The organism is Streptomyces sp. NPDC127114 (genome assembly GCF_042677525.1).
Taxonomy (GTDB): domain Bacteria; phylum Actinomycetota; class Actinomycetes; order Streptomycetales; family Streptomycetaceae; genus Streptomyces.
Map to the genome: position 1 here is coordinate 174,727 of NZ_JBHXTJ010000008.1, position 16,916 is coordinate 191,642.

Here is a 16,916-nt window from a genome sequence, read left to right on the forward strand (position 1 = left end):
CGCTGACGCCAGCGCCCGGTCCGCGGTCCACGGTCCCGGCCGGAGCCGGCGGACGTGGTCCGAACGCAGTAGTGCCCCTTGCCAGCCCCACCCCCGTACGCGTACAGGAGACCCGCCATGCCCCTCCGCCGCCGCGGCACCGCAGCCGCCGCCCTCAGCCTCGCCGCCGCACTCACCCTCGCGGCCTGCGGAGGCGGTGACGGCTCCTCGGAGGGCGCCAAGAAGGACGAGGGCGGCAAGAAGAAGGACGTCGCCGTCGGCGGCAAGGACTTCGGCGACGCCGCAGCCAAGACGGCCGCCATGGGCACGGACGCCAAGGCCGGCCAGTTCCCGCGCACGCTCACCCACGCGCTCGGCAGGACCGAGATCAAGTCCGCCCCGAAGCGCGTCGTCGTGCTCGACGTCGGCGAGCTCGACAACGTCGTCTCGCTCGGCATCAAGCCCGTCGGCTACGCGCCCTCCGAGGGCGACGACGGCATCCCCGGCTACCTCGCGAAGGACGCCGGCGCGCCGAAGTCCGTCGGCACCATCAACAACCTCAACCTGGAGGCCATCGCCAACCTCCAGCCCGACCTCATCCTCGGCAGCCAGCTGCGCGCCGCCGACAAGTACGACGAGCTGTCGAAGATCGCGCCCACCGTCTTCTCCATCCGCCCGGGCTTCACCTGGAAGGAGAACTACCTCCTCAACGCCGCCGCCCTGGACAGGACGGCCGAGGCGAAGTCGAAGCTCGCCGCGTACGAGACCAAGGCCAGGCAGCTGGGCACGGACATCGGCCCGAACAAGCCGACCGTCTCGATGGTCCGCTACCTCCCGGGCAAGATCCGCCTCTACGCCAAGGCCTCCTTCATCGGCACCATCCTCGAGGACGCCGGCCTGCCGCGGCCGAAGAACCAGCAGGTCGACGACCTGGCGGTCGAGATCAGCCCGGAGAAGATCGACCAGGCCGACGGCGACTGGATCTTCACCGGCGTGTACGGCGACCCGAAGGCCACCAAGCGCGACACCGCCCAGGGCAACCCGCTCTGGAAGAACCTCAAGGCGGTCAAGGCCGGCCAGGCGAAGGACGTCCCGGACGAGACCTGGTACCTGGGCCTCGGCGTGACGGCCGCGAACAGCGTGCTCGACGACCTGCGCGCGGACCTCGTCAAGTAGCCGACGGAGCCCCTGGCACGCCCGGTGCCGGGGGCTTCTCTCGCGGAGACGGCGGCAGCCGTGGGGGGAGACGGCCGCAGTTGTGTGGGGAGACGAGGGTCGCAGCCGTGGGGGGAGACGGCCGGACTCATCTGCGGGGACGGCGGCAGCCGTGTGGGGAGACGGCCGCAGCCATCTGGGGAGACGGCGGCAGCCGTTTGGGGAGACCGCCGCACCCATCTGCGGAGACGGCCGCAGCCGTTTGGGGAGGCGGCCCGCAGCCATCTGCGGAGCTGACCGCAGCCATCTGCGGAGACGCCGCACCCATCCGCTCAGATGACCGCGACCGTCAACCGGGGAACCGCGACGGCGGAGGACCCCCTTCGCGGCAGCGGCGCCGGTTCAGGCGCACAAGGCGGCCAGGTAGCCTTTCCTCCGTGCCCCGTCTGTCTGAAGTCATCGCCGAGCTCGACGCCCTCTGGCCGCCGGAGCGGGCCGAGCAGTGGGACGCCGTCGGCACGGTCTGCGGCGACCCCGACGCGGAGATCAGCCGCGTCCTCTTCGCCGTCGACCCCGTCCAGGAGATCGCCGACGAGGCGATCGACCTCGGCGCCGACCTGGTCGTCACCCACCACCCGCTCTATCTCCGCGGCACGACCACCGTCGCCGCCTCCCACTTCAAGGGCCGGGTCGTGCACACCCTGATCAAGCACGACATCGCCCTCCACGTGGCGCACACCAACGCCGACACCGCCGACCCGGGCGTCTCCGACGCCCTCGCCGGCGCCCTCGACCTGCGGGTCACCGGGCCCCTCGTCCCGGAGAACGGCCTCGGCCGGATCTGCGAGCTCGACCAGCCCGAGACCCTGGCCGAGTTCGCCGCGCGCGCCGCGAAGCGGCTGCCCGCCACCGCGCAGGGCATCCGGGTCGCCGGCGACCCCGACATGCCGGTGCGCCGGGTCGCCGTCAGCGGCGGCTCGGGCGACAGCCTCTTCGACGCCGTGCGGGCCGCGGGCGTGGACGCCTTCCTCACCGCGGACCTGCGCCACCACCCGGTCTCCGAGGCGACACAGGCCGCGCACTCCTCCGCCGGACCCCTCGGGCTCGTCGACGCCGCCCACTGGGCCACCGAGTGGCCCTGGTGCGAGCAGGCCGCCGCCCAGCTCGACACCATCTCCGACCGCCACGGCTGGGACCTGCGGGTCCACGTCTCGAAGACGGTCACCGACCCCTGGTCCTCCCACCACACCTCTTCTGGAGCCCCCAACTGAACGCCGCGCCCGCCGACCAGATCCGACTCCTCGACGTCCAGGCGCTGGACGTGCGCCTCCAGCAGATCGCGCACAAGCGCAAGTCGCTGCCCGAGCACGCCGAGATCGAGTCGCTCAACAAGGACCTCACCCAGCTGCGCGACCTGCTCGTCGCCGCGCAGACCGAGGAGAGCGACTGCGCCCGCGAGCAGACCAAGGCGGAGCAGGACGTCGACCAGGTGCGCCAGCGCGCCGCGCGCGACCAGCAGCGCCTCGACTCCGGCGCCGTCTCCTCGCCGAAGGACCTGGAGAACCTCCAGCGCGAGATCACCTCGCTGGCCAAGCGCCAGGGCGACCTGGAGGAGATCGTCCTCGAGGTCATGGAGCGCCGCGAGTCCGCACAGGAGCGGGTCACGGAGCTGACCGACCGGGTCTCCGCCGTCCAGGCCAAGGTCGACGACGCGACCGGCCGCCGTGACTCCGCCCAGGCCGAGCTCGACGCCGAGGCCGCCTCGGTCGCCAAGGAGCGCGAGCTGGTGGCGGGTTCCGTCCCGGCCGACCTGATGAAGCTGTACGAGAAGCTCCGCGAGCAGCAGGGCGGGGTCGGCGCGGCGCGGCTGTACCAGCGCAAGTGCGAGGGCTGCCACATCGAGCTGAACATCACCGAGCTCAACGAGGTGCGGGCGGCGGCGGCCGACGCGATCGTGCGCTGCGAGAACTGCCGCCGGATCCTGGTCCGTACGTCGGAGTCCGGCCTGTAATGCGCGAGCTCGTGGTCGAGGCCGACGGCGGCTCCCGGGGCAACCCGGGACCCGCCGGCTACGGCGCGGTCGTCCTCGACCCCGCGACGGGGGAGACGCTGGCCGAGCGGGCCGAGTACATCGGCGTCGCCACGAACAACGTGGCCGAGTACAAGGGCCTGGTGGCGGGCCTGCGGGCGGCCTTCGAGCTCTTCCCGGACGCGACCGTCCACGTCCGCATGGACTCCAAGCTGGTCGTCGAGCAGATGTCCGGCCGCTGGAAGATCAAGCACCCCGACATGAAGCCGCTGGCCGCCGAGGCGGGCCGGGTCTTCCCGCCGGGCCGGGTGCGGTACGAGTGGATCCCGCGCGAGCGCAACAAGCACGCGGACCGGCTCGCGAACGAGGCGATGGACGCGGGGCGCCGTGGCGAGCAGTGGTCGCCGTCGGCGTCGACCGCGGCCGTGGACCACGCCGCCGAACTTGCCGCGGCGCGCGCCGCCGCGGGCGACGCCACGACCGGGGCGGCCCGGGCGAGGGCGGCCCTGACGGGCGCGGGCCAGACGGGCGGAGGCCCAACCTCCCGCCCCGGGACCGGCACCGCCGGCGCGCGTCCCGAACCGGAGCCCGAGGGCCTCTTCGCTCCCGACGCGGCCCTGGCCGCCCAGGCCCGCGCCTCCCTGGCGACCGCGGCGACCACCGACCGCGAGGCCGCGGCGAGCGGCGACTTCGAGGCGGAGGCGGCCCACCCGGCGGCGAGCGCCACGCTCACGGAACGCCCGCCGGCGCCCGCCGCGCCCACCGCACCCGGCTGGTCCGGGCCCGACATGGGCGCGCCCGCGACGTTCGTGCTGCTGCGGCACGGGGAGACGGCGCTGACGCCCGAGAAGCGGTTCTCCGGAAGCGGCGGCACGGACCCCGAGCTGTCCCCGGCCGGGCTCCGCCAGGCCGAGGCCGTCGCGGCGGCGCTCGCCGCGCGCGGCACGATCCAGGAGATCGTCAGCTCGCCGCTCACCCGCTGCCGCCAGACCGCGCAGGCGGTCGCCGACCGCCTCGGCCTGGACGTGCGGATCGAGAACGGCCTGCGCGAGACCGACTTCGGCGCCTGGGAGGGCCTGACCTTCGCGGAGGTCCGCGAGCGGTACAAGGACGACCTGGACGCCTGGCTCGCCTCGCCGAAGGCCGCCCCGACCGGCGGCGGCGAGAGTTTCGCGACGGTCTCCCGCCGCGTGGCCGCGACCCGCGACCGTCTGACCGCCGCCCACGCGGGCCGCACGGTCCTCCTCGTCACCCACGTGACCCCGATCAAGACCCTCGTCCGGCTGGCCCTCGGCGCCCCGCCGGAGTCCCTCTTCCGCATGGAACTCTCGGCGGCCTCGATCTCGGCGATCGCCTACTACGCGGACGGCAACGCCTCGGTACGGCTCCTGAACGACACCTCGCACCTGCGGTAGGCGGGCGGGCCGGCCGGAGGCACGCGATCCGGCCCGCTCGGCGAGCCGGCGAAAACGGCTGGACCCGCGCCCCGGGCCCGTACCACCATCCCCGCATGGGCTGGCACTTCACCGAGGATCCCGAGGTCTTCCGGCGCGCCGCGCACGCGTGGCTGAGCGCCGAACCGGCGCGGAACACCACGCTGCTCGGCATGCTCGACGCCGACGGGCTGCGCGGCTGGTGGGACGGCCCGGGCGGCGGCGGCTTCCTGTCGACGCCGGCCGGGGTGCTGCTGCTCGGGACGATGCCGGACGCCGCCTCCCGTGCGCTGGGCGCCGCCGTACTGCCGTACGAGGGCGAAGTGACCGCCGCACGGGGCGAGTCCGGCACGGTCGAGGCGTACGCGCGGGCCACCGGCCGGCCGTGGCGGACCACCCGCCGGCTGCGGCTGTTCCGGCTCGCCGAGCTGACGCCGCCGCGGCCCGCACCGCCGGGCGCGCCGCGGGTGGCCGGGCCGGCCGACGTGCCGCTCGCGGCGGCGTGGATGCGGGAGTTCGCCCGGGACGTCGGCGAGGACGCCGACGCCGACTACACCGCGAACGTCGAGGCGCGCGTGGCGGAAGGCCGGCTCCACCTCTGGGAGACGGACGGCGAGAGCGTCGCGATGGCGAGCGTCTCCCGGCCCGTCGCCGGCCAGGCCCGCGTCTCGCCCGTCTACACCCCGCCCGCCCACCGCGCCCGGGGCTACGGTGGCGCCGTGACGGTCGCGGCGACCCGCGCCGCCCGCTCCGCGGGTGCCGACCAGGTCCTCCTCTTCACGGACGCGGCCAACCCGACGAGCAACGCGCTCTACCAGCGCCTCGGTTACCGCCCGATCGGCGACCACTCCGCCGTGGACTTGGAGTTGGAGTTGGAGTTGGAGGTGGATTGCAGTTGGAGTTCGGCGAGCGCCCGTCCGGCGGATGAGGGGCGGACGGGCCCGGGGAGCCGCCTGGGCGGGTGAGCGGCTAGGAAGTGCCCCGGCGGGCCGGCGGCCAGGAGTCGCTCCGGGGGGCCGGCGGCCGGAGCTGCCCCGGCGCAGGCGAGTGGCTAGGAGCCGCCCCGGCGGGCAAGCGCCCCCGCCTCGCCGGCCAGCGCAGCCGCCTCGCGGGCCAGGGACGCGACCCGCGGCCAGTCGCGCGTCGCGAGCGCGTCCGCGGGGAGCATCCAGGAGCCGCCGACGCAGGCGACGTTCGGCAGAGCCAGGTAGGACGGCGCGGAGGCGGGCGAGATGCCGCCGGTGGGGCAGAAGCGGGCCTGGGGAAGCGGGCCGGAGAGCGACGTGAGGTAGGGGACGCCGCCCGCCGCCTCCGCCGGGAAGAACTTCATGTCCGTGACCCCGCGTTCGAGGAGCGCCACGACCTCCGAGGCCGTCGCCACCCCCGGCAGGAACGGCACGCCCGAGTCGCGCATCGCGTCCAGCAGCGAATCCGTGCAGCCGGGGCTGACGAGGAACCGGGCGCCGGCGCCGACCGCGTCCGCGACGGCCGCCGCGGACAGCACCGTGCCCGCACCGACGACCGCCTCGGGGACGCCGTCCGTGACGGCCCGGATCGCGTCGAGCGCGGCCGGCGTGCGCAGGGTCACCTCGATGGCGGGCAGGCCGCCGGCCACGAGGGCGCGGGCCAGCGGCACGGCGTCGGCGGCGTCCTCGATCACGACGACGGGAACGACGGGGGCGGCGGAGGCGAGGTCGAGCACGCTCGTCATGCGCTCACCCTGCCGAGGGCAAGCGGACCACGCAACGGGCGTTGCACATGCTGCAACACCCTTCCGTGCGGACCCCTAGGGCTTGTCGGCGGATCAGGGCCGGACGGACCCCTAGTGGATCTCGTCGACCAGCACGTCGAGGGCGCCCGCCTTACCGCCGTCCTCCACCACGTATCCCAGGTCGCGCAACGCCTCCACCAGGTCCGCCACGCCCGCCGGCTCCGCACCCGCCTCCAGCAGGCTGCGCACGATGCGCCCCTTCGTCGCCTTGTTGAAGTGGCTGACCACCTTCCGCGTCGGCGCGTGCAGCACCCGTACCGTCGCCGTCCGGGCGGCCACCTCGCCCTTCGGCTTCCACGCGGCCGCGTACGCCGCCGAGCGCAGGTCGAGGACCAGGCCGTCGCCCGCCGCCTCCGGCATGACCGAGGCCATCGCCCCGCGCCAGTGCGCCCCGAGCGCGCCGAGACCCGGCAGCTTCACCCCCATCGAGCAGCGGTACGACGGGATACGGTCGGTCACCCGCACCGCGCCCCACAGGCCCGAGAACACCAGCAGTGAGCCCGCGGCCCGCTTCCTCGCCGCCGCGTCGAGCGTGGCGAGACCGAGGGCGTCGTACAGCACACCGGTGTAGATCTCTCCGGCCGGCCGCGCCCCGGCCGTCCGCAGCCCGGCGTTCTTGGCGACCTCGCCGCGCAGCCCCTCGCTGAGCCCCAGCACCTCGCGGGCCTTCTCCTCGTCGCCGGCGCACAGCTCGACCAGCTCGTCGAGCACCGCGGCCCGCGCCTCCGCGAGCCCCTGCAACGACAGTTCTTCCGCCTTGAGCGGCGCCCCGCGCCCCGAAGAGGCCTTTCCTTCGGAGGGCGGCAACAGGACGAGCACGGCGGTTCTCCTTCGTACGTACGGGGGTGGGGGTGCGGCCCCAGTGCCCCAGCGTACGAGGTGAGCGCCCGGGCCCGGCATGACGCCGGCGGCGGACGGACGGGGGCGGGCGGGCGCGACTCCGACACACTCCGAAGTCAACGGCCCCGGCCTCGCACGGGGTGCCGCGCCCGAGCCTGGCACGTCGTGCCGCACCCGGGGCCCGCCACAACGTGGCGCGCCCGTGCCTGGCAGGTCGTGGCGCGCCGGGCCCTGCGGGTCGTGCCGCGCCGGGCCCCGCAGGTATGGCGCGCCCGGGCCCGCACGACGACGTGTCCCGCCCCGGGCCCCGCACGACATGCGCGCCCGGCCCCGCACGACGTGCCCCGCCCCCGGCCCCCACACGACGTGCCGCGCCCGCCTCCGCACGACGTGCCCCGCCCCGGGCCCCGCACGACATGCCGCGCCCGCCCCGCACGTCGTGCCGCGCCCGGCCCCCCGCACGACAGGCCGCGCCCCCCCCCCCGCACGACGTGCCCCGCCCCGGCCCCCGCCATACGCTCGGTCCATGCCCCGTCGCCACATTCACGTGACCGGCGCAGCCGAGGCTCCGTTGCGGGCCGCGCTGCGCGCGCTTCGGACGGAGCTGGGGACTCCCGGTGCGTTCCCGGCCGACGTCCTCGCCGAGGCGGAGGCCGCGGCCAAGGCGCCCCGGCTGCCCGGGCGCGACGCGACCGACCTCCCCTTCTTCACGATCGACCCGCCCGCCTCCACCGACCTCGACCAGGCCATGCACCTCGCCCGCCGGGCCGGCGGCGGCTACCGCGTCCACTACGCCATCGCCGACGTCGCCGCCTTCGTCACTCCCGGCGGCGCGATCGATGCCGAGGCGCACCGCCGCGTCCTCACCCTCTACTTCCCCGACGACAAGGTTCCCCTCCACCCCGCCGTCCTCTCCGAGGGCGCCGCCAGCCTCCTCCCCGGCGAAACGCGCCCCGCCGTGCTCTGGCGCATCGACCTCGACGCCGACGGCCGGCGCGTCGCCACCGACGTCCGCCGCGCCCTCGTCCGCAGCCGCGCCAGGCTCGACTACGAGGGCGTGCAGCGCGAGATCGACGCCGGCACCGCCGAGGAACCGCTCGCGCTGCTCCGCGAGATCGGCACCCTGCGCGAGCGGCTGGAGAGCGAGCGCGGCGGGATCTCCCTCAACGTTCCCGAGCAGGAGATCGTCGAGCACGACCACACCTACACGCTCGCGTACCGGGCCCCGCTCCCCGCCGACGGCTGGAACGCCCAGATCTCCCTCCTCACCGGCACGGCCGCCGCCGACCTGATGACCGCCGCCGGCACCGGAATCCTCCGCACCCTGCCCACCGCGCCCGACGGCGCCGTGGCCCGGCTGCGCCGATCCGCGCAGGCGCTCGGCGTCGACTGGCCGCACCACGTCTCGTACGCGGACGTCGTCCGTTCCCTCGACCCCGCCGACCCGCGGCACGCCGCCTTCCTCCAGGAGTGCACGACCCTGCTGCGGGGCGCGGGCTACACCGTCTTCACCGACGGCGAGGTGCCGACGCCCGCCGTGCACGCGGCCGTCGCCGACGAGTACACCCACTGCACGGCGCCGCTGCGGCGGCTGGTCGACCGTTACGCCGGCGAGCTGTGCGTGGCGGCGGTGGCGGGGGAGGAGCCACCGGAGTGGGTACGGGCCGCGCTGCCCACGCTGCCCGACGAGATGGCGTCGGGCGCGCGCCGCGCCAACGCCGTCGAGCGCGAGAGCGTCGACATCGTGGAGGCGGCGCTGCTCAGCGGCCGGATCGGGGAGCTCTTCGACGCGTACGTGATCGACGTGAAGGAGAACGAACCGGCGGTCGGCACGGTCCACCTGGAGCAGCCCGCCGTCGTCGCCCGCATCGAGGGCGGGGGCGAGGCCGGGCTGCCGCTGGGGGAGTGGCTGCGGGTCAGGCTGACGCAGGCGGATCCGGGACGGGCGAAGGTGCGGTTCGCCCCGGCGTGAGGGAGCCCTCGGGCCGGTCGCGGACGGCGCAGTGGGGCGTGTCGTGGGGCGCGGCGTGACCCGCGCGTGCGTCCCGAAGGGCGCGGTGGAGGGCGCGGGCGTCGTCCGCGTGGAGACGGACGACCCGTACCGGGCGGGGCGCGCCGAGCAGCCGGGGCGCATGCACCGCCTCGGTGAGCTCCAGGGTGAGGGAGGTCTGGGAGCCGACCGCCAGGTTGAGTTCGCCGTCCTTCTTCTCGTGCGAGAACAGCGACTCCTGCCGCACGGCGGCGATCCGCTCCAGTGGGATCGTCACGTCCACGTGCGCCGCCTGCCGTACGCGGAGCGCGTCGCCGGTCAGCAGGTGCGGCCGGGTCGCGGAGGCGGCGTGCAGACCGAGGACGAAGAGCACGGTGTACACGTCGAGGACCAGGACGACGGCGTGGACCACCGGCCAGTCGGCGAGGAGGTACGACATGCCGACGGTCTCCACGACGCAGACGAAGGCGAAGCCGTACATCAGGGCCGCCTGGTCCCGTGCGTGCGGGAACGCCGTCGCGCCCGGCCCGCCCAGGTCCGGCCGCCGGACCGTCCACCGCCCGAGGCTCGCCATCAGCCGCAACTCGTGCCCCACGAGCCGCAGCGCGGGCTCCGGCACCAGCGCGTGCAGGGCCTCGCGGGCGGTGAGCCCGCGCCGCAGCAGCCGGAGGAAGGCGAGACCGTGTGCGAGGAGCAGCAGGGTCACGGCGGCCTCGGAGACGTGGAGGACGACGGGGGGTATCCGCACGCCGGCGACGAGACAGACGACGAGGACGAACTCGGCGGGCAGCAGGGCGTACGTGAGGAAGGCCGTCGCGCGCCTCATCGCGCACGCTCCGCCACGAGCCGCAGGGCCAGGCGTACGGCGGCGGCCTGCGCGGGGGCGAGGTCGCCGAAGAACAGGTCGGCGAGCCCGCCCTCCGGCACCTCGACGCCCGCCGCGTCCGGCAGGGCGGCGGCGAGCGCCGCGGCGGCCTCCGTGACCAGCGGGTCGTCGGGCGCGGCGCCGGCGAGGGCGTCGAGCCGGGCGTAGATCGCGGGGGCGTGGCCGGCGGCGCCGCGCATGAGCTCCATCAGCCGGGCCCGCTCCTCCTCCGGGACGACGGTGTCGAGCAGGGTGAGGATCTCGCGGTCCTTGGCCGCCATGGGCGAGTCGGCCGGAATGCCGGGCGCGCCGGGCCCGCCGAGGTCGGCGAGGAGCGCGGCCAGCTCCGGCGACACCGGCCCCTCGGCGGCGAGCCGCCCCTCCCGGGCCTGCGCGAGCAGCCCGGCGAGCCGCGCCCGCCGCTCCCGGATCACCCGCTCCTGCCGCTCCAGGTCCGCGTCCAGCTCCTCCAGCACCTCCACGAGCTCCCGCCCTTCGTCGTCCGCGATCACGTCCCCGACCTCGTCGAGCCCGAGCCCCAGCTCGGCCAGCCGCCGGATCCGCGCGAGCAGCACGGCGTCCCGGATCCCGTACTCCCGGTATCCGTTGGCCCGCCGCGCGGGCTCGGGCAACAGCCCCATCCGGTGGTAGTGCCGCACGGCCCGCGGAGTGACCCCGACGAGCGCGGCGATCTCGCCGATACGCATGACCCCAGTAGAAACCTTGACGCTGCGACAAGGTCAAGGGAGATCCGTTGCCCGGGGCGGATCATGTGCCACGATCGAGGGAACGACGATCGCTCCCAGGACGGCGGGTGCCTCGATGTCCGACGATCACGACATGACTGCCGTGCCGCACGCACCACTCACGCAGGAGGACGTCCTGCTGGAGGGCTTTCTGGCGCTGGACACGCCGGAGGGTTTCCGGGCGGAGCTGATCGAGGGGGAGATCGTCGTGACGCCGCCGCCGGACGGGGACCACGAGCACTACATCAGCCGGATCGTCCGGCAGGTGATCCGGAAATCCATGACCGACATGGACTTCTCGGGCAACAAGGGTCTGACGCTGAAGGCGGCCCCCGGGGCGCCGAGGGACCACGTCGTCCCGGACGCCACGTTCGCGCCGGAGCGGCTCTCCCTGTTCCGCGGAGCCGACTCCTGGATGCCCTGCGACGGCGTCGCCATGGTCCTGGAAGTCACCTCCACCCGCCCGGACAAGGACCGCGACGTCAAACGCCGCTGTTACGCCCGCGGCGCCATCCCGCTCTACCTGCTGGTCGACCGTGACGACTCCACCGTGACGCTCTTCACCGACCCGGGGAACGGCGACTACCGCGAGCAGCACCGGGTGCCCTTCGGCAAGCCCCTCGGCCTCCCCGCCCCCTTCGGCTTCGACCTGGAGACGTCCGACTTCCTCTGACCCGGCCCGCCCGGAACGCCAGGTAGCATGGTCGGCACGGCAGACGAGCCGGGCGGGCGGCCGCGTGGGGGTCTTCGGATCCTCCCGAGGAACGTCCGGGCTCCACAGGGCAAGGTGGTGGCTAACGGCCACCCGGGGTGACCCGCGGGACAGTGCCACAGAAAACAGACCGCCGGGGACCTCGGTCCTCGGTAAGGGTGAAACGGTGGTGTAAGAGACCACCAGCGCCTGAGGTGACTCAGGCGGCTAGGTAAACCCCACCCGGAGCAAGGTCAAAAGGGGACACCTCGGTGTCCCTGCGCGGACGATCGAGGGCTGCCCGCCCGAGTCCGCGGGTAGACCGCACGAGGCCGGCGGCAACGCCGGTCCTAGATGGATGGCCGTCACCCCGACGACCGCGAGGTCCCGGGGCACAGAACCCGGCGTACAGCCCGACTCGTCTGCCCCTTCCTCGCCGCACCCCTGGCCCGGCTGCCGGGGCTTATCGGCCCCCGTCCTCCAGCGAGCGTGCCGCCACCCGGCCCACGTGTCGCGCGAAGATCTCCGCTGCTTTCGGGGTCAGGGTTCGCAGGGCGACCATCGCCGTGATGATGACGTCGCAGAGTTCGGCCTCGACGTCCTGCCAGGTGTGGCTCGTGCCCTTGCGGGGGTTCTGGCCGGTCGCGCCGATCACCGCCTGGGCGGCTTCGCCGACCTCCTCCGAGAGTTTGAGGACGCGGAGCAGGATCTCCTCGGAGCGGGGAAGATTCTGGTGGGCCGTCAGCCAGGTGTGGAGGCGGGCGATGGTGGGCCAGGGATCCTGGGCGGCGGCGTCGGCCGCGGCGTCGGTTGCGGCGGCGTCGGCGGTTTTGGCGTCCGTGTCCCTCGCGCTGGTGTCCGTCATGGAGGAAGCCTGCCAGTTCCTCGCCGCGGCGGCCGGGGCTCGGCGCTCGCCCAGGTGGCCGACGGCCGGCGTCGGTGCCCGGCCCGGTTCCTGGGCCGGGGAACGCTCGCGGTGTACCGGTAGGGCATGACCATTCCCGTGGACCGGCTCAGCGACCCCGTCGTGCGGGCCTTCGTGACCGCCCTCAACGCCAACGACCGGGATGCCCTCTTCGGGCTCCTGACCTCCGACGCCTCCATGACCGACGACGGATCCGACCGGAACCTCCAGGAGTGGACCGAGCGGGAGATCTTCTCCTCCAACGGCCGCATGGAGGTGGAGGACGAGACCGACGGCGGGCGCACCCTCGTCGCCACCTACACCAACGACACCTGGGGCTCCATGCGCACCACCTGGCGCTTCACCGTGACCGGAGAGAAGATCTCGCGGTTCGAGACCGGGCAGGCTCCCGCCGACTGACGGCCGCCGCGCCGCATCCCCTGGGCGGGGCGCCGGCCTCATACCCCGGAGCGGGGCGCCGGCCTCCGCCCCGCCCCGCCCCCCCGGCCTCCGTCCTGCCCCGGCCCCGGCCCCGCCCTCAGCCCCGGCCGATGTACGGCATCGTCGTCGCCATCACCGTCGCGAACTGCACGTTCGCCTCCAGCGGCAGGGCCGCCATGTGCACCACCGTCGCCGCCACGTCCGCCGCGTCCATCACCGGCTCCACCGCCAGCTGCCCGTTGGCCTGGAGGATCCCGGTCTGCATCCGCGCCGTCATCTCCGTCGCCGCGTTGCCGATGTCGATCTGACCGCACGCGATCCGGTACGGACGGCCGTCGAGCGACAGGGACTTCGTCAGGCCCGTCATCGCGTGCTTCGTCGCCGTGTACGCGATCGAGTGCGGGCGCGGCACATGCGCCGAGATCGAGCCGTTGTTGATGATCCGGCCGCCCTGCGGTGACTGCTCCTTCATCGCGCGGAACGCCGCCTGCGCGCACAGGAACGCGCCCGTCAGGTTGACGTCCACCACCGACCGCCAGGTCTCCGGGTCCAGCTCCTCCACCGGCACCCCGCCGCCCGCGAACGTGCCCGCGTTGTTGAAGAGCAGGTCCACCCGGCCCCATCGGGCCCGTACCGTCTCGAAGAGGGACGCCACCTGCTCCGCCGACGTCACGTCCGTCGGCACGCACAGGGCACGCTCGGCCGGCATGGCCGTGGCCGTCTCCTCCAGCGCTTCCGCCCGGCGGCCCGCGAGCGCCACCGACCAGCCCGCCGCCGCGAGGGCCCGCGCCACGCTCCGGCCGATGCCCGAACCCGCTCCCGTCACCACTGCGATGCTCATGGGCGCGCAGCGTACGGCAGACACGGGCGCCACGAACTCATCCGTCCGACACGTGGATGTTCTGTACCCGACAACGTGAAGTCGTCCCGTCCCCCTGCAATCGGAAGCACAACATCCGTCAGGGGAGGGGACCATGACCGCCGCACCCGCCTATGCCGACGAACTGCGCTCCGCCGCCCGCCACTTCGGGCGCCGCCGCTTCCTCACCACCACCGGGACCGCCGCCGCCCTCGCCTTCGCCGTCGGCCTCCCGGCCGCCGGCACGGCCGCCGCGGCCGAGCTCGACGCCCGCCGGATCACCGACGACCCCTTCACCCTCGGCGTGGCGTCCGGCGACCCGCTGCCCGGCTCCGTCCTGCTGTGGACCCGGCTCGCCCCCCGCCCGTACGAGACCGGCGGCGGCCTGCCCGCCGGCACCCGCGTCGACGTCGCCTGGGAGCTCGCCAAGGACCAGCGCTTCACCCGCGGCCTGCGGCGCGGCACCGCCATCGCCCACCCCGAGTTCAACCACTCCGTGCACGTCGAGGTCGAGCACCTCGCCCCGGGCACCGACTACTTCTACCGCTTCCGCGCCGGCTCCTGGACCAGCCCCGTCGGCCGCACCCGCACCGCTCCCGCGCCCGCCGCCCGCAACACCTCCGTGAAGCTCGCCGCGGTCTCCTGCCAGGCGTACCCGGACGGCTACTTCACCGCCCACCGGCACCTCGCCCAGGAGGACCTCGACGTCGTCTTCCACCTCGGCGACTACATCTACGAGTACGCGGTGCCCTCCACCGCCGCCGACCGGGGCTACAAGCCCGGCACCCTCCCCGACGTCTTCGACCACGAGACCGTCACCCTCGACGACTACCGGCTGCGCTACGCCCTCTACAAGTCCGACCCCGACCTGATCGCCGTCCACGCCGCCCACCCCTTCGTCGTCACCTGGGACGACCACGAGGCCGAGGACAACTACGCCGCCGGCATCCCGCAGAACGGCCAGTCGCCGGAGGAGTTCCTGATCCGCCGCGCCGCCGCCTACCGCGCCTACTGGGAGAACCAGCCGCTGCGCCGGCCCCAGCGCCCGCAGGGCGCGGACATGAGGCTGTACCGGCGGCTGACGTTCGGGCGGCTCGCCCAGTTCGACATCCTCGACACCCGGCAGTACCGCTCCGACCAGGTCTACGGCGACGGCTGGCAGCTCCCCGGCCCGCTGATCGACGACCCCTCGCGCACCCTCACCGGCGCCACCCAGGAACGCTGGCTCGTCGACGGCTGGCGCGCCTCGCGCACCCGGTGGAACGTCCTCCCGCAGCAGGTCATGTTCTCCGAGCGGCGCAACCTGGCGACCGCCGCGTACAAGCTGTCCATGGACGCGTGGGACGGCTACCGGGCCTCCCGGCGGAGAGTCCTCGACGGCGCGGCCGCGGCCGGCGTCGAGAACCTGCTGGTCCTCACCGGCGACGTCCACGTCGCCTTCGCCATGGACATCAAGGACGACTTCGGCGACCCGTCCTCCCGCACCGTCGGCACCGAGATCGTCACGACGTCCGTATCCAGCGGCCGCAACGGCGCCGACCGCCCCGCCAACCACGCCACCCTGATGCAGGCCAACCCGCACATGCGGTTCTACAACGGGCGCCGGGGCTACGCGAAGGTCACGCTCGGCCTCGACAGCGCCCGCGTCGACTTCCGTACGGTGTCCGCCGTCACCACGCCCGGCGCACCCGTCACGACCGCCGCGTCCTTCGTCACGGAGGCCGGCAACCCGGGACTGACCCCGGCCTGACACGCGTAACCTTGCGGAGGGATCCAACGAAACGGAGCAGTCGATGCCGGAGAGCGGCCGGGCCACCGCCAAGGACAGCAGCAGTCACATACCGACCACGGCGGCGGCCATACCGGCTCCACCGGCCACACCGGCCACATCGCCCACATCGACCGCTCCGGCTCCACCGACCGCACCGGCCGATCCAGTCGCACCGGCCACACCGGCCACGCCAGACACACCGGCCCCGTCGACCGCCGCCGCCCGGCGGGCCGGGCTCCTCGTCACCCTCGTCCTCGGCGGGCTCACCGCGCTTCCGCCGCTCTCCATGGACATGTACCTGCCGGCGCTGCCGGAGGTCACGGAGTCGCTGCGCGCGCCCGCCGCCACCGTCCAGCTCACCCTGACCGCGTGCCTCGCCGGCATGGCGCTCGGTCAGCTCGTCGTCGGCCCCATGAGCGACAAGTGGGGCCGGCGGCGGCCGCTGCTCGTCGGCATGATCGTGTACGTCCTCGCCACCGCCGTCTGCGCCTTCGCCCCGTCCGCCGGGCTGCTCATCGGCTTCCGGCTGGCCCAGGGCCTCGCGGGCGCGGCCGGCATCGTGATCGCCCGGGCCGTCGTCCGCGACCTGTACGACGGCGTCGACATGGCCCGGTTCTTCTCGACCCTGATGCTCATCTCCGGCGTCGCGCCGATCGTCGCGCCGCTCATCGGCGGCCAGATCCTGCGGATCACCGACTGGCGCGGCGTCTTCCACGTCCTCACCGCCGTCGGCGTCGTCCTCACCCTGGTCGTCTGGCGCTTCCTCCACGAGACCCTGCCGCCGGAGCGGCGGCACGCGGGCGGCGTCGGCGAGGCGCTGCGCACCATGCGCGGACTGCTCGCCGACCGGGTCTTCACCGGCTACGTGCTGGCCGGCGGCCTCGCCTTCGCCGTGCTCTTCGCCTACATCTCCGCCTCGCCGTTCGTCGTCCAGGAGATCTACGGCGCCTCCCCGCAGACCTTCAGCCTGCTCTTCGGGCTCAACTCGATCGGTCTCGTGGCCGTCGGCCAGATCAACGGCAAGCTGCTCGTCGGCCGGGTCAGCCTCGACAAGGCGCTCGGCTGGGGCCTCGGCACCATCCTCCTCGCCGCGCTCGCGCTGCTCGTCATGACCAGCGGCGTCCTCGGCGACCCCGGGCTGCCCGCCGTGGCCGCCGGGCTCTTCGTGCTGATGTCGGCGATGGGCCTGGCGATGCCCAACACCAACGCCCAGGCCCTGATGCGCACCCCGCACGCGGCGGGATCCGCCTCCGCCCTGCTCGGCACCAGCTCCTTCCTCATCGGCGCCGTCGCCTCCCCGCTCGTCGGCATCGCCGGCGAGACGACGGCCGTCCCGATGGCCGTCGTCCAGGTGAGCTGCGCGGTCGCCGCCCTCGGCTGCTTCCTGCTGATGTGCCGGCCCTGGCGCACCGGGACGACCTGAGGGGCTGCCGGCGGCGAAC

The 16,916-nt window shown here is 74.3% G+C and carries 16 protein-coding genes and 1 other RNA gene; 11 read left to right on the forward strand and 6 right to left on the reverse strand.

Going from position 1 to position 16,916, the window contains the following annotated elements:
- Positions 1–117: 117 nt before the first annotated feature.
- The 5 genes from ACFVGS_RS11455 to ACFVGS_RS11475 all read left to right on the forward strand — a co-directional run bounded on the left by ACFVGS_RS11455 (position 118) and on the right by ACFVGS_RS11475 (position 5,561).
- On the forward strand, positions 118–1,155 hold the full coding sequence (locus tag ACFVGS_RS11455) for an ABC transporter substrate-binding protein (RefSeq protein WP_384413914.1): 1,038 nt from the start codon (positions 118–120) through the stop codon (positions 1,153–1,155).
- A gap of 416 nt (positions 1,156–1,571) precedes the next feature.
- Positions 1,572–2,405 (forward strand): Nif3-like dinuclear metal center hexameric protein, encoded by an 834-nt coding sequence (locus ACFVGS_RS11460; protein ID WP_384413911.1) that lies wholly within the window; start codon positions 1,572–1,574, stop codon positions 2,403–2,405.
- On the forward strand, positions 2,402–3,145 hold the full coding sequence (locus ACFVGS_RS11465; protein ID WP_384413925.1) for a zinc ribbon domain-containing protein: 744 nt from the start codon (positions 2,402–2,404) through the stop codon (positions 3,143–3,145). Before ACFVGS_RS11460 ends, ACFVGS_RS11465 begins: the two co-directional genes overlap by 4 nt.
- Complete coding sequence (locus tag ACFVGS_RS11470) at positions 3,145–4,578, forward strand: bifunctional RNase H/acid phosphatase (RefSeq protein ID WP_385692362.1); 1,434 nt, start codon at positions 3,145–3,147, stop codon at positions 4,576–4,578. The genes ACFVGS_RS11465 and ACFVGS_RS11470 overlap by 1 nt, the downstream gene beginning before the upstream one ends.
- 95 nt (positions 4,579–4,673) lie before the next feature.
- The gene (locus tag ACFVGS_RS11475; protein ID WP_385692363.1) at positions 4,674–5,561 is read left to right on the forward strand and encodes a GNAT family N-acetyltransferase; all 888 of its coding nucleotides are present in this window, start codon (positions 4,674–4,676) and stop codon (positions 5,559–5,561) included.
- 86 nt (positions 5,562–5,647) lie between these two features.
- Here the strand turns inward: ACFVGS_RS11475 and eda are convergent, their stop codons facing one another.
- Entirely contained in the window at positions 5,648–6,307 is a 660-nt protein-coding gene (gene eda, locus ACFVGS_RS11480) for a bifunctional 4-hydroxy-2-oxoglutarate aldolase/2-dehydro-3-deoxy-phosphogluconate aldolase (protein ID WP_385692364.1), read from the reverse strand.
- A gap of 111 nt (positions 6,308–6,418) precedes the next feature.
- Positions 6,419–7,186, reverse strand: a complete 768-nt coding sequence (yaaA, locus tag ACFVGS_RS11485) for a peroxide stress protein YaaA (RefSeq protein ID WP_385692365.1) — start codon at positions 7,184–7,186, stop codon at positions 6,419–6,421.
- A gap of 547 nt (positions 7,187–7,733) precedes the next feature.
- On the opposite strand from yaaA, the gene ACFVGS_RS11490 reads away from it, so the two are divergent.
- Positions 7,734–9,179: an RNB domain-containing ribonuclease gene (locus tag ACFVGS_RS11490; protein ID WP_385692366.1), complete on the forward strand. Its 1,446-nt coding sequence runs from the start codon at positions 7,734–7,736 to the stop codon at positions 9,177–9,179.
- On the opposite strand, the gene ACFVGS_RS11495 is transcribed toward ACFVGS_RS11490, so the two are convergent.
- Positions 9,124–10,023 carry a hypothetical protein gene (locus ACFVGS_RS11495; protein WP_385692367.1) on the reverse strand — a complete coding sequence of 300 codons (900 nt, stop codon included), beginning with the start codon at positions 10,021–10,023 and terminating at the stop codon, positions 9,124–9,126. The two genes, ACFVGS_RS11490 and ACFVGS_RS11495, sit on opposite strands and share 56 nt — an antisense overlap.
- Positions 10,020–10,769, reverse strand: coding sequence for a MerR family transcriptional regulator (locus ACFVGS_RS11500; protein WP_385692368.1), 750 nt, complete (start codon positions 10,767–10,769; stop codon positions 10,020–10,022). Before ACFVGS_RS11500 ends, ACFVGS_RS11495 begins: the two co-directional genes overlap by 4 nt.
- Positions 10,770–10,902: 133 nt before the next feature.
- Between ACFVGS_RS11500 and ACFVGS_RS11505 the strand changes: the two genes are divergently transcribed.
- Together ACFVGS_RS11505 and rnpB are read left to right on the forward strand one after the other, a co-directional pair.
- Positions 10,903–11,481: a Uma2 family endonuclease gene (locus ACFVGS_RS11505; RefSeq protein ID WP_385692369.1), complete on the forward strand. Its 579-nt coding sequence runs from the start codon at positions 10,903–10,905 to the stop codon at positions 11,479–11,481.
- Between the two features lie 44 nt (positions 11,482–11,525).
- Positions 11,526–11,924: RNase P RNA component class A (gene rnpB, locus ACFVGS_RS11510), an RNA gene on the forward strand.
- A 38-nt stretch (positions 11,925–11,962) separates the two neighbouring features.
- Here the strand turns inward: rnpB and ACFVGS_RS11515 are convergent.
- Positions 11,963–12,364, reverse strand: coding sequence for a MazG-like family protein (locus ACFVGS_RS11515; RefSeq protein ID WP_385692370.1), 402 nt, complete (start codon positions 12,362–12,364; stop codon positions 11,963–11,965).
- Between the two features lie 126 nt (positions 12,365–12,490).
- On the opposite strand from ACFVGS_RS11515, the gene ACFVGS_RS11520 reads away from it, so the two are divergent.
- Positions 12,491–12,823 carry a nuclear transport factor 2 family protein gene (locus ACFVGS_RS11520; protein WP_385692371.1) on the forward strand — a complete coding sequence of 111 codons (333 nt, stop codon included), beginning with the start codon at positions 12,491–12,493 and terminating at the stop codon, positions 12,821–12,823.
- Between the two features lie 118 nt (positions 12,824–12,941).
- Here ACFVGS_RS11520 and ACFVGS_RS11525 read toward each other — a convergent pair whose 3' ends face one another.
- Complete coding sequence (locus ACFVGS_RS11525) at positions 12,942–13,685, reverse strand: SDR family oxidoreductase (RefSeq protein ID WP_384413881.1); 744 nt, start codon at positions 13,683–13,685, stop codon at positions 12,942–12,944.
- Between the two features lie 133 nt (positions 13,686–13,818).
- Here ACFVGS_RS11525 and ACFVGS_RS11530 point away from each other — a divergent pair, with 133 nt between their 5' ends.
- Both ACFVGS_RS11530 and ACFVGS_RS11535 read left to right on the forward strand, forming a co-directional pair.
- Positions 13,819–15,453: an alkaline phosphatase D family protein gene (locus ACFVGS_RS11530; protein WP_385692372.1), complete on the forward strand. Its 1,635-nt coding sequence runs from the start codon at positions 13,819–13,821 to the stop codon at positions 15,451–15,453.
- Between the two features lie 43 nt (positions 15,454–15,496).
- A complete protein-coding gene (locus ACFVGS_RS11535) occupies positions 15,497–16,897 on the forward strand; it encodes a multidrug effflux MFS transporter (protein ID WP_385692373.1) in 1,401 nt (466 codons plus the stop codon).
- The last annotated feature ends 19 nt before the right edge of the window (positions 16,898–16,916 follow it).

Bases quoted from the DNA above. Each gene is read 5' to 3' on its own strand.
- ACFVGS_RS11475 (WP_385692363.1), top strand. From the start codon at position 4,674: ATGGGCTGGCACTTCACCGAGGATCCCGAGGTCTTCCGGCGCGCCGCG.
- ACFVGS_RS11495 (WP_385692367.1), bottom strand. From the start codon at position 10,023: ATGAGGCGCGCGACGGCCTTCCTCACGTACGCCCTGCTGCCCGCCGAG.
- ACFVGS_RS11525 (WP_384413881.1), bottom strand. From the start codon at position 13,685: ATGAGCATCGCAGTGGTGACGGGAGCGGGTTCGGGCATCGGCCGGAGC.
- ACFVGS_RS11535 (WP_385692373.1), top strand. From the start codon at position 15,497: ATGCCGGAGAGCGGCCGGGCCACCGCCAAGGACAGCAGCAGTCACATA.
- ACFVGS_RS11515 (WP_385692370.1), bottom strand. From the start codon at position 12,364: ATGACGGACACCAGCGCGAGGGACACGGACGCCAAAACCGCCGACGCC.
- ACFVGS_RS11530 (WP_385692372.1), top strand. From the start codon at position 13,819: ATGACCGCCGCACCCGCCTATGCCGACGAACTGCGCTCCGCCGCCCGC.
- ACFVGS_RS11520 (WP_385692371.1), top strand. From the start codon at position 12,491: ATGACCATTCCCGTGGACCGGCTCAGCGACCCCGTCGTGCGGGCCTTC.
- ACFVGS_RS11505 (WP_385692369.1), top strand. From the start codon at position 10,903: ATGACTGCCGTGCCGCACGCACCACTCACGCAGGAGGACGTCCTGCTG.
- ACFVGS_RS11470 (WP_385692362.1), top strand. From the start codon at position 3,145: ATGCGCGAGCTCGTGGTCGAGGCCGACGGCGGCTCCCGGGGCAACCCG.
- ACFVGS_RS11500 (WP_385692368.1), bottom strand. From the start codon at position 10,769: ATGCGTATCGGCGAGATCGCCGCGCTCGTCGGGGTCACTCCGCGGGCC.
- ACFVGS_RS11490 (WP_385692366.1), top strand. From the start codon at position 7,734: ATGCCCCGTCGCCACATTCACGTGACCGGCGCAGCCGAGGCTCCGTTG.
- eda (WP_385692364.1), bottom strand. From the start codon at position 6,307: ATGACGAGCGTGCTCGACCTCGCCTCCGCCGCCCCCGTCGTTCCCGTC.
- ACFVGS_RS11455 (WP_384413914.1), top strand. From the start codon at position 118: ATGCCCCTCCGCCGCCGCGGCACCGCAGCCGCCGCCCTCAGCCTCGCC.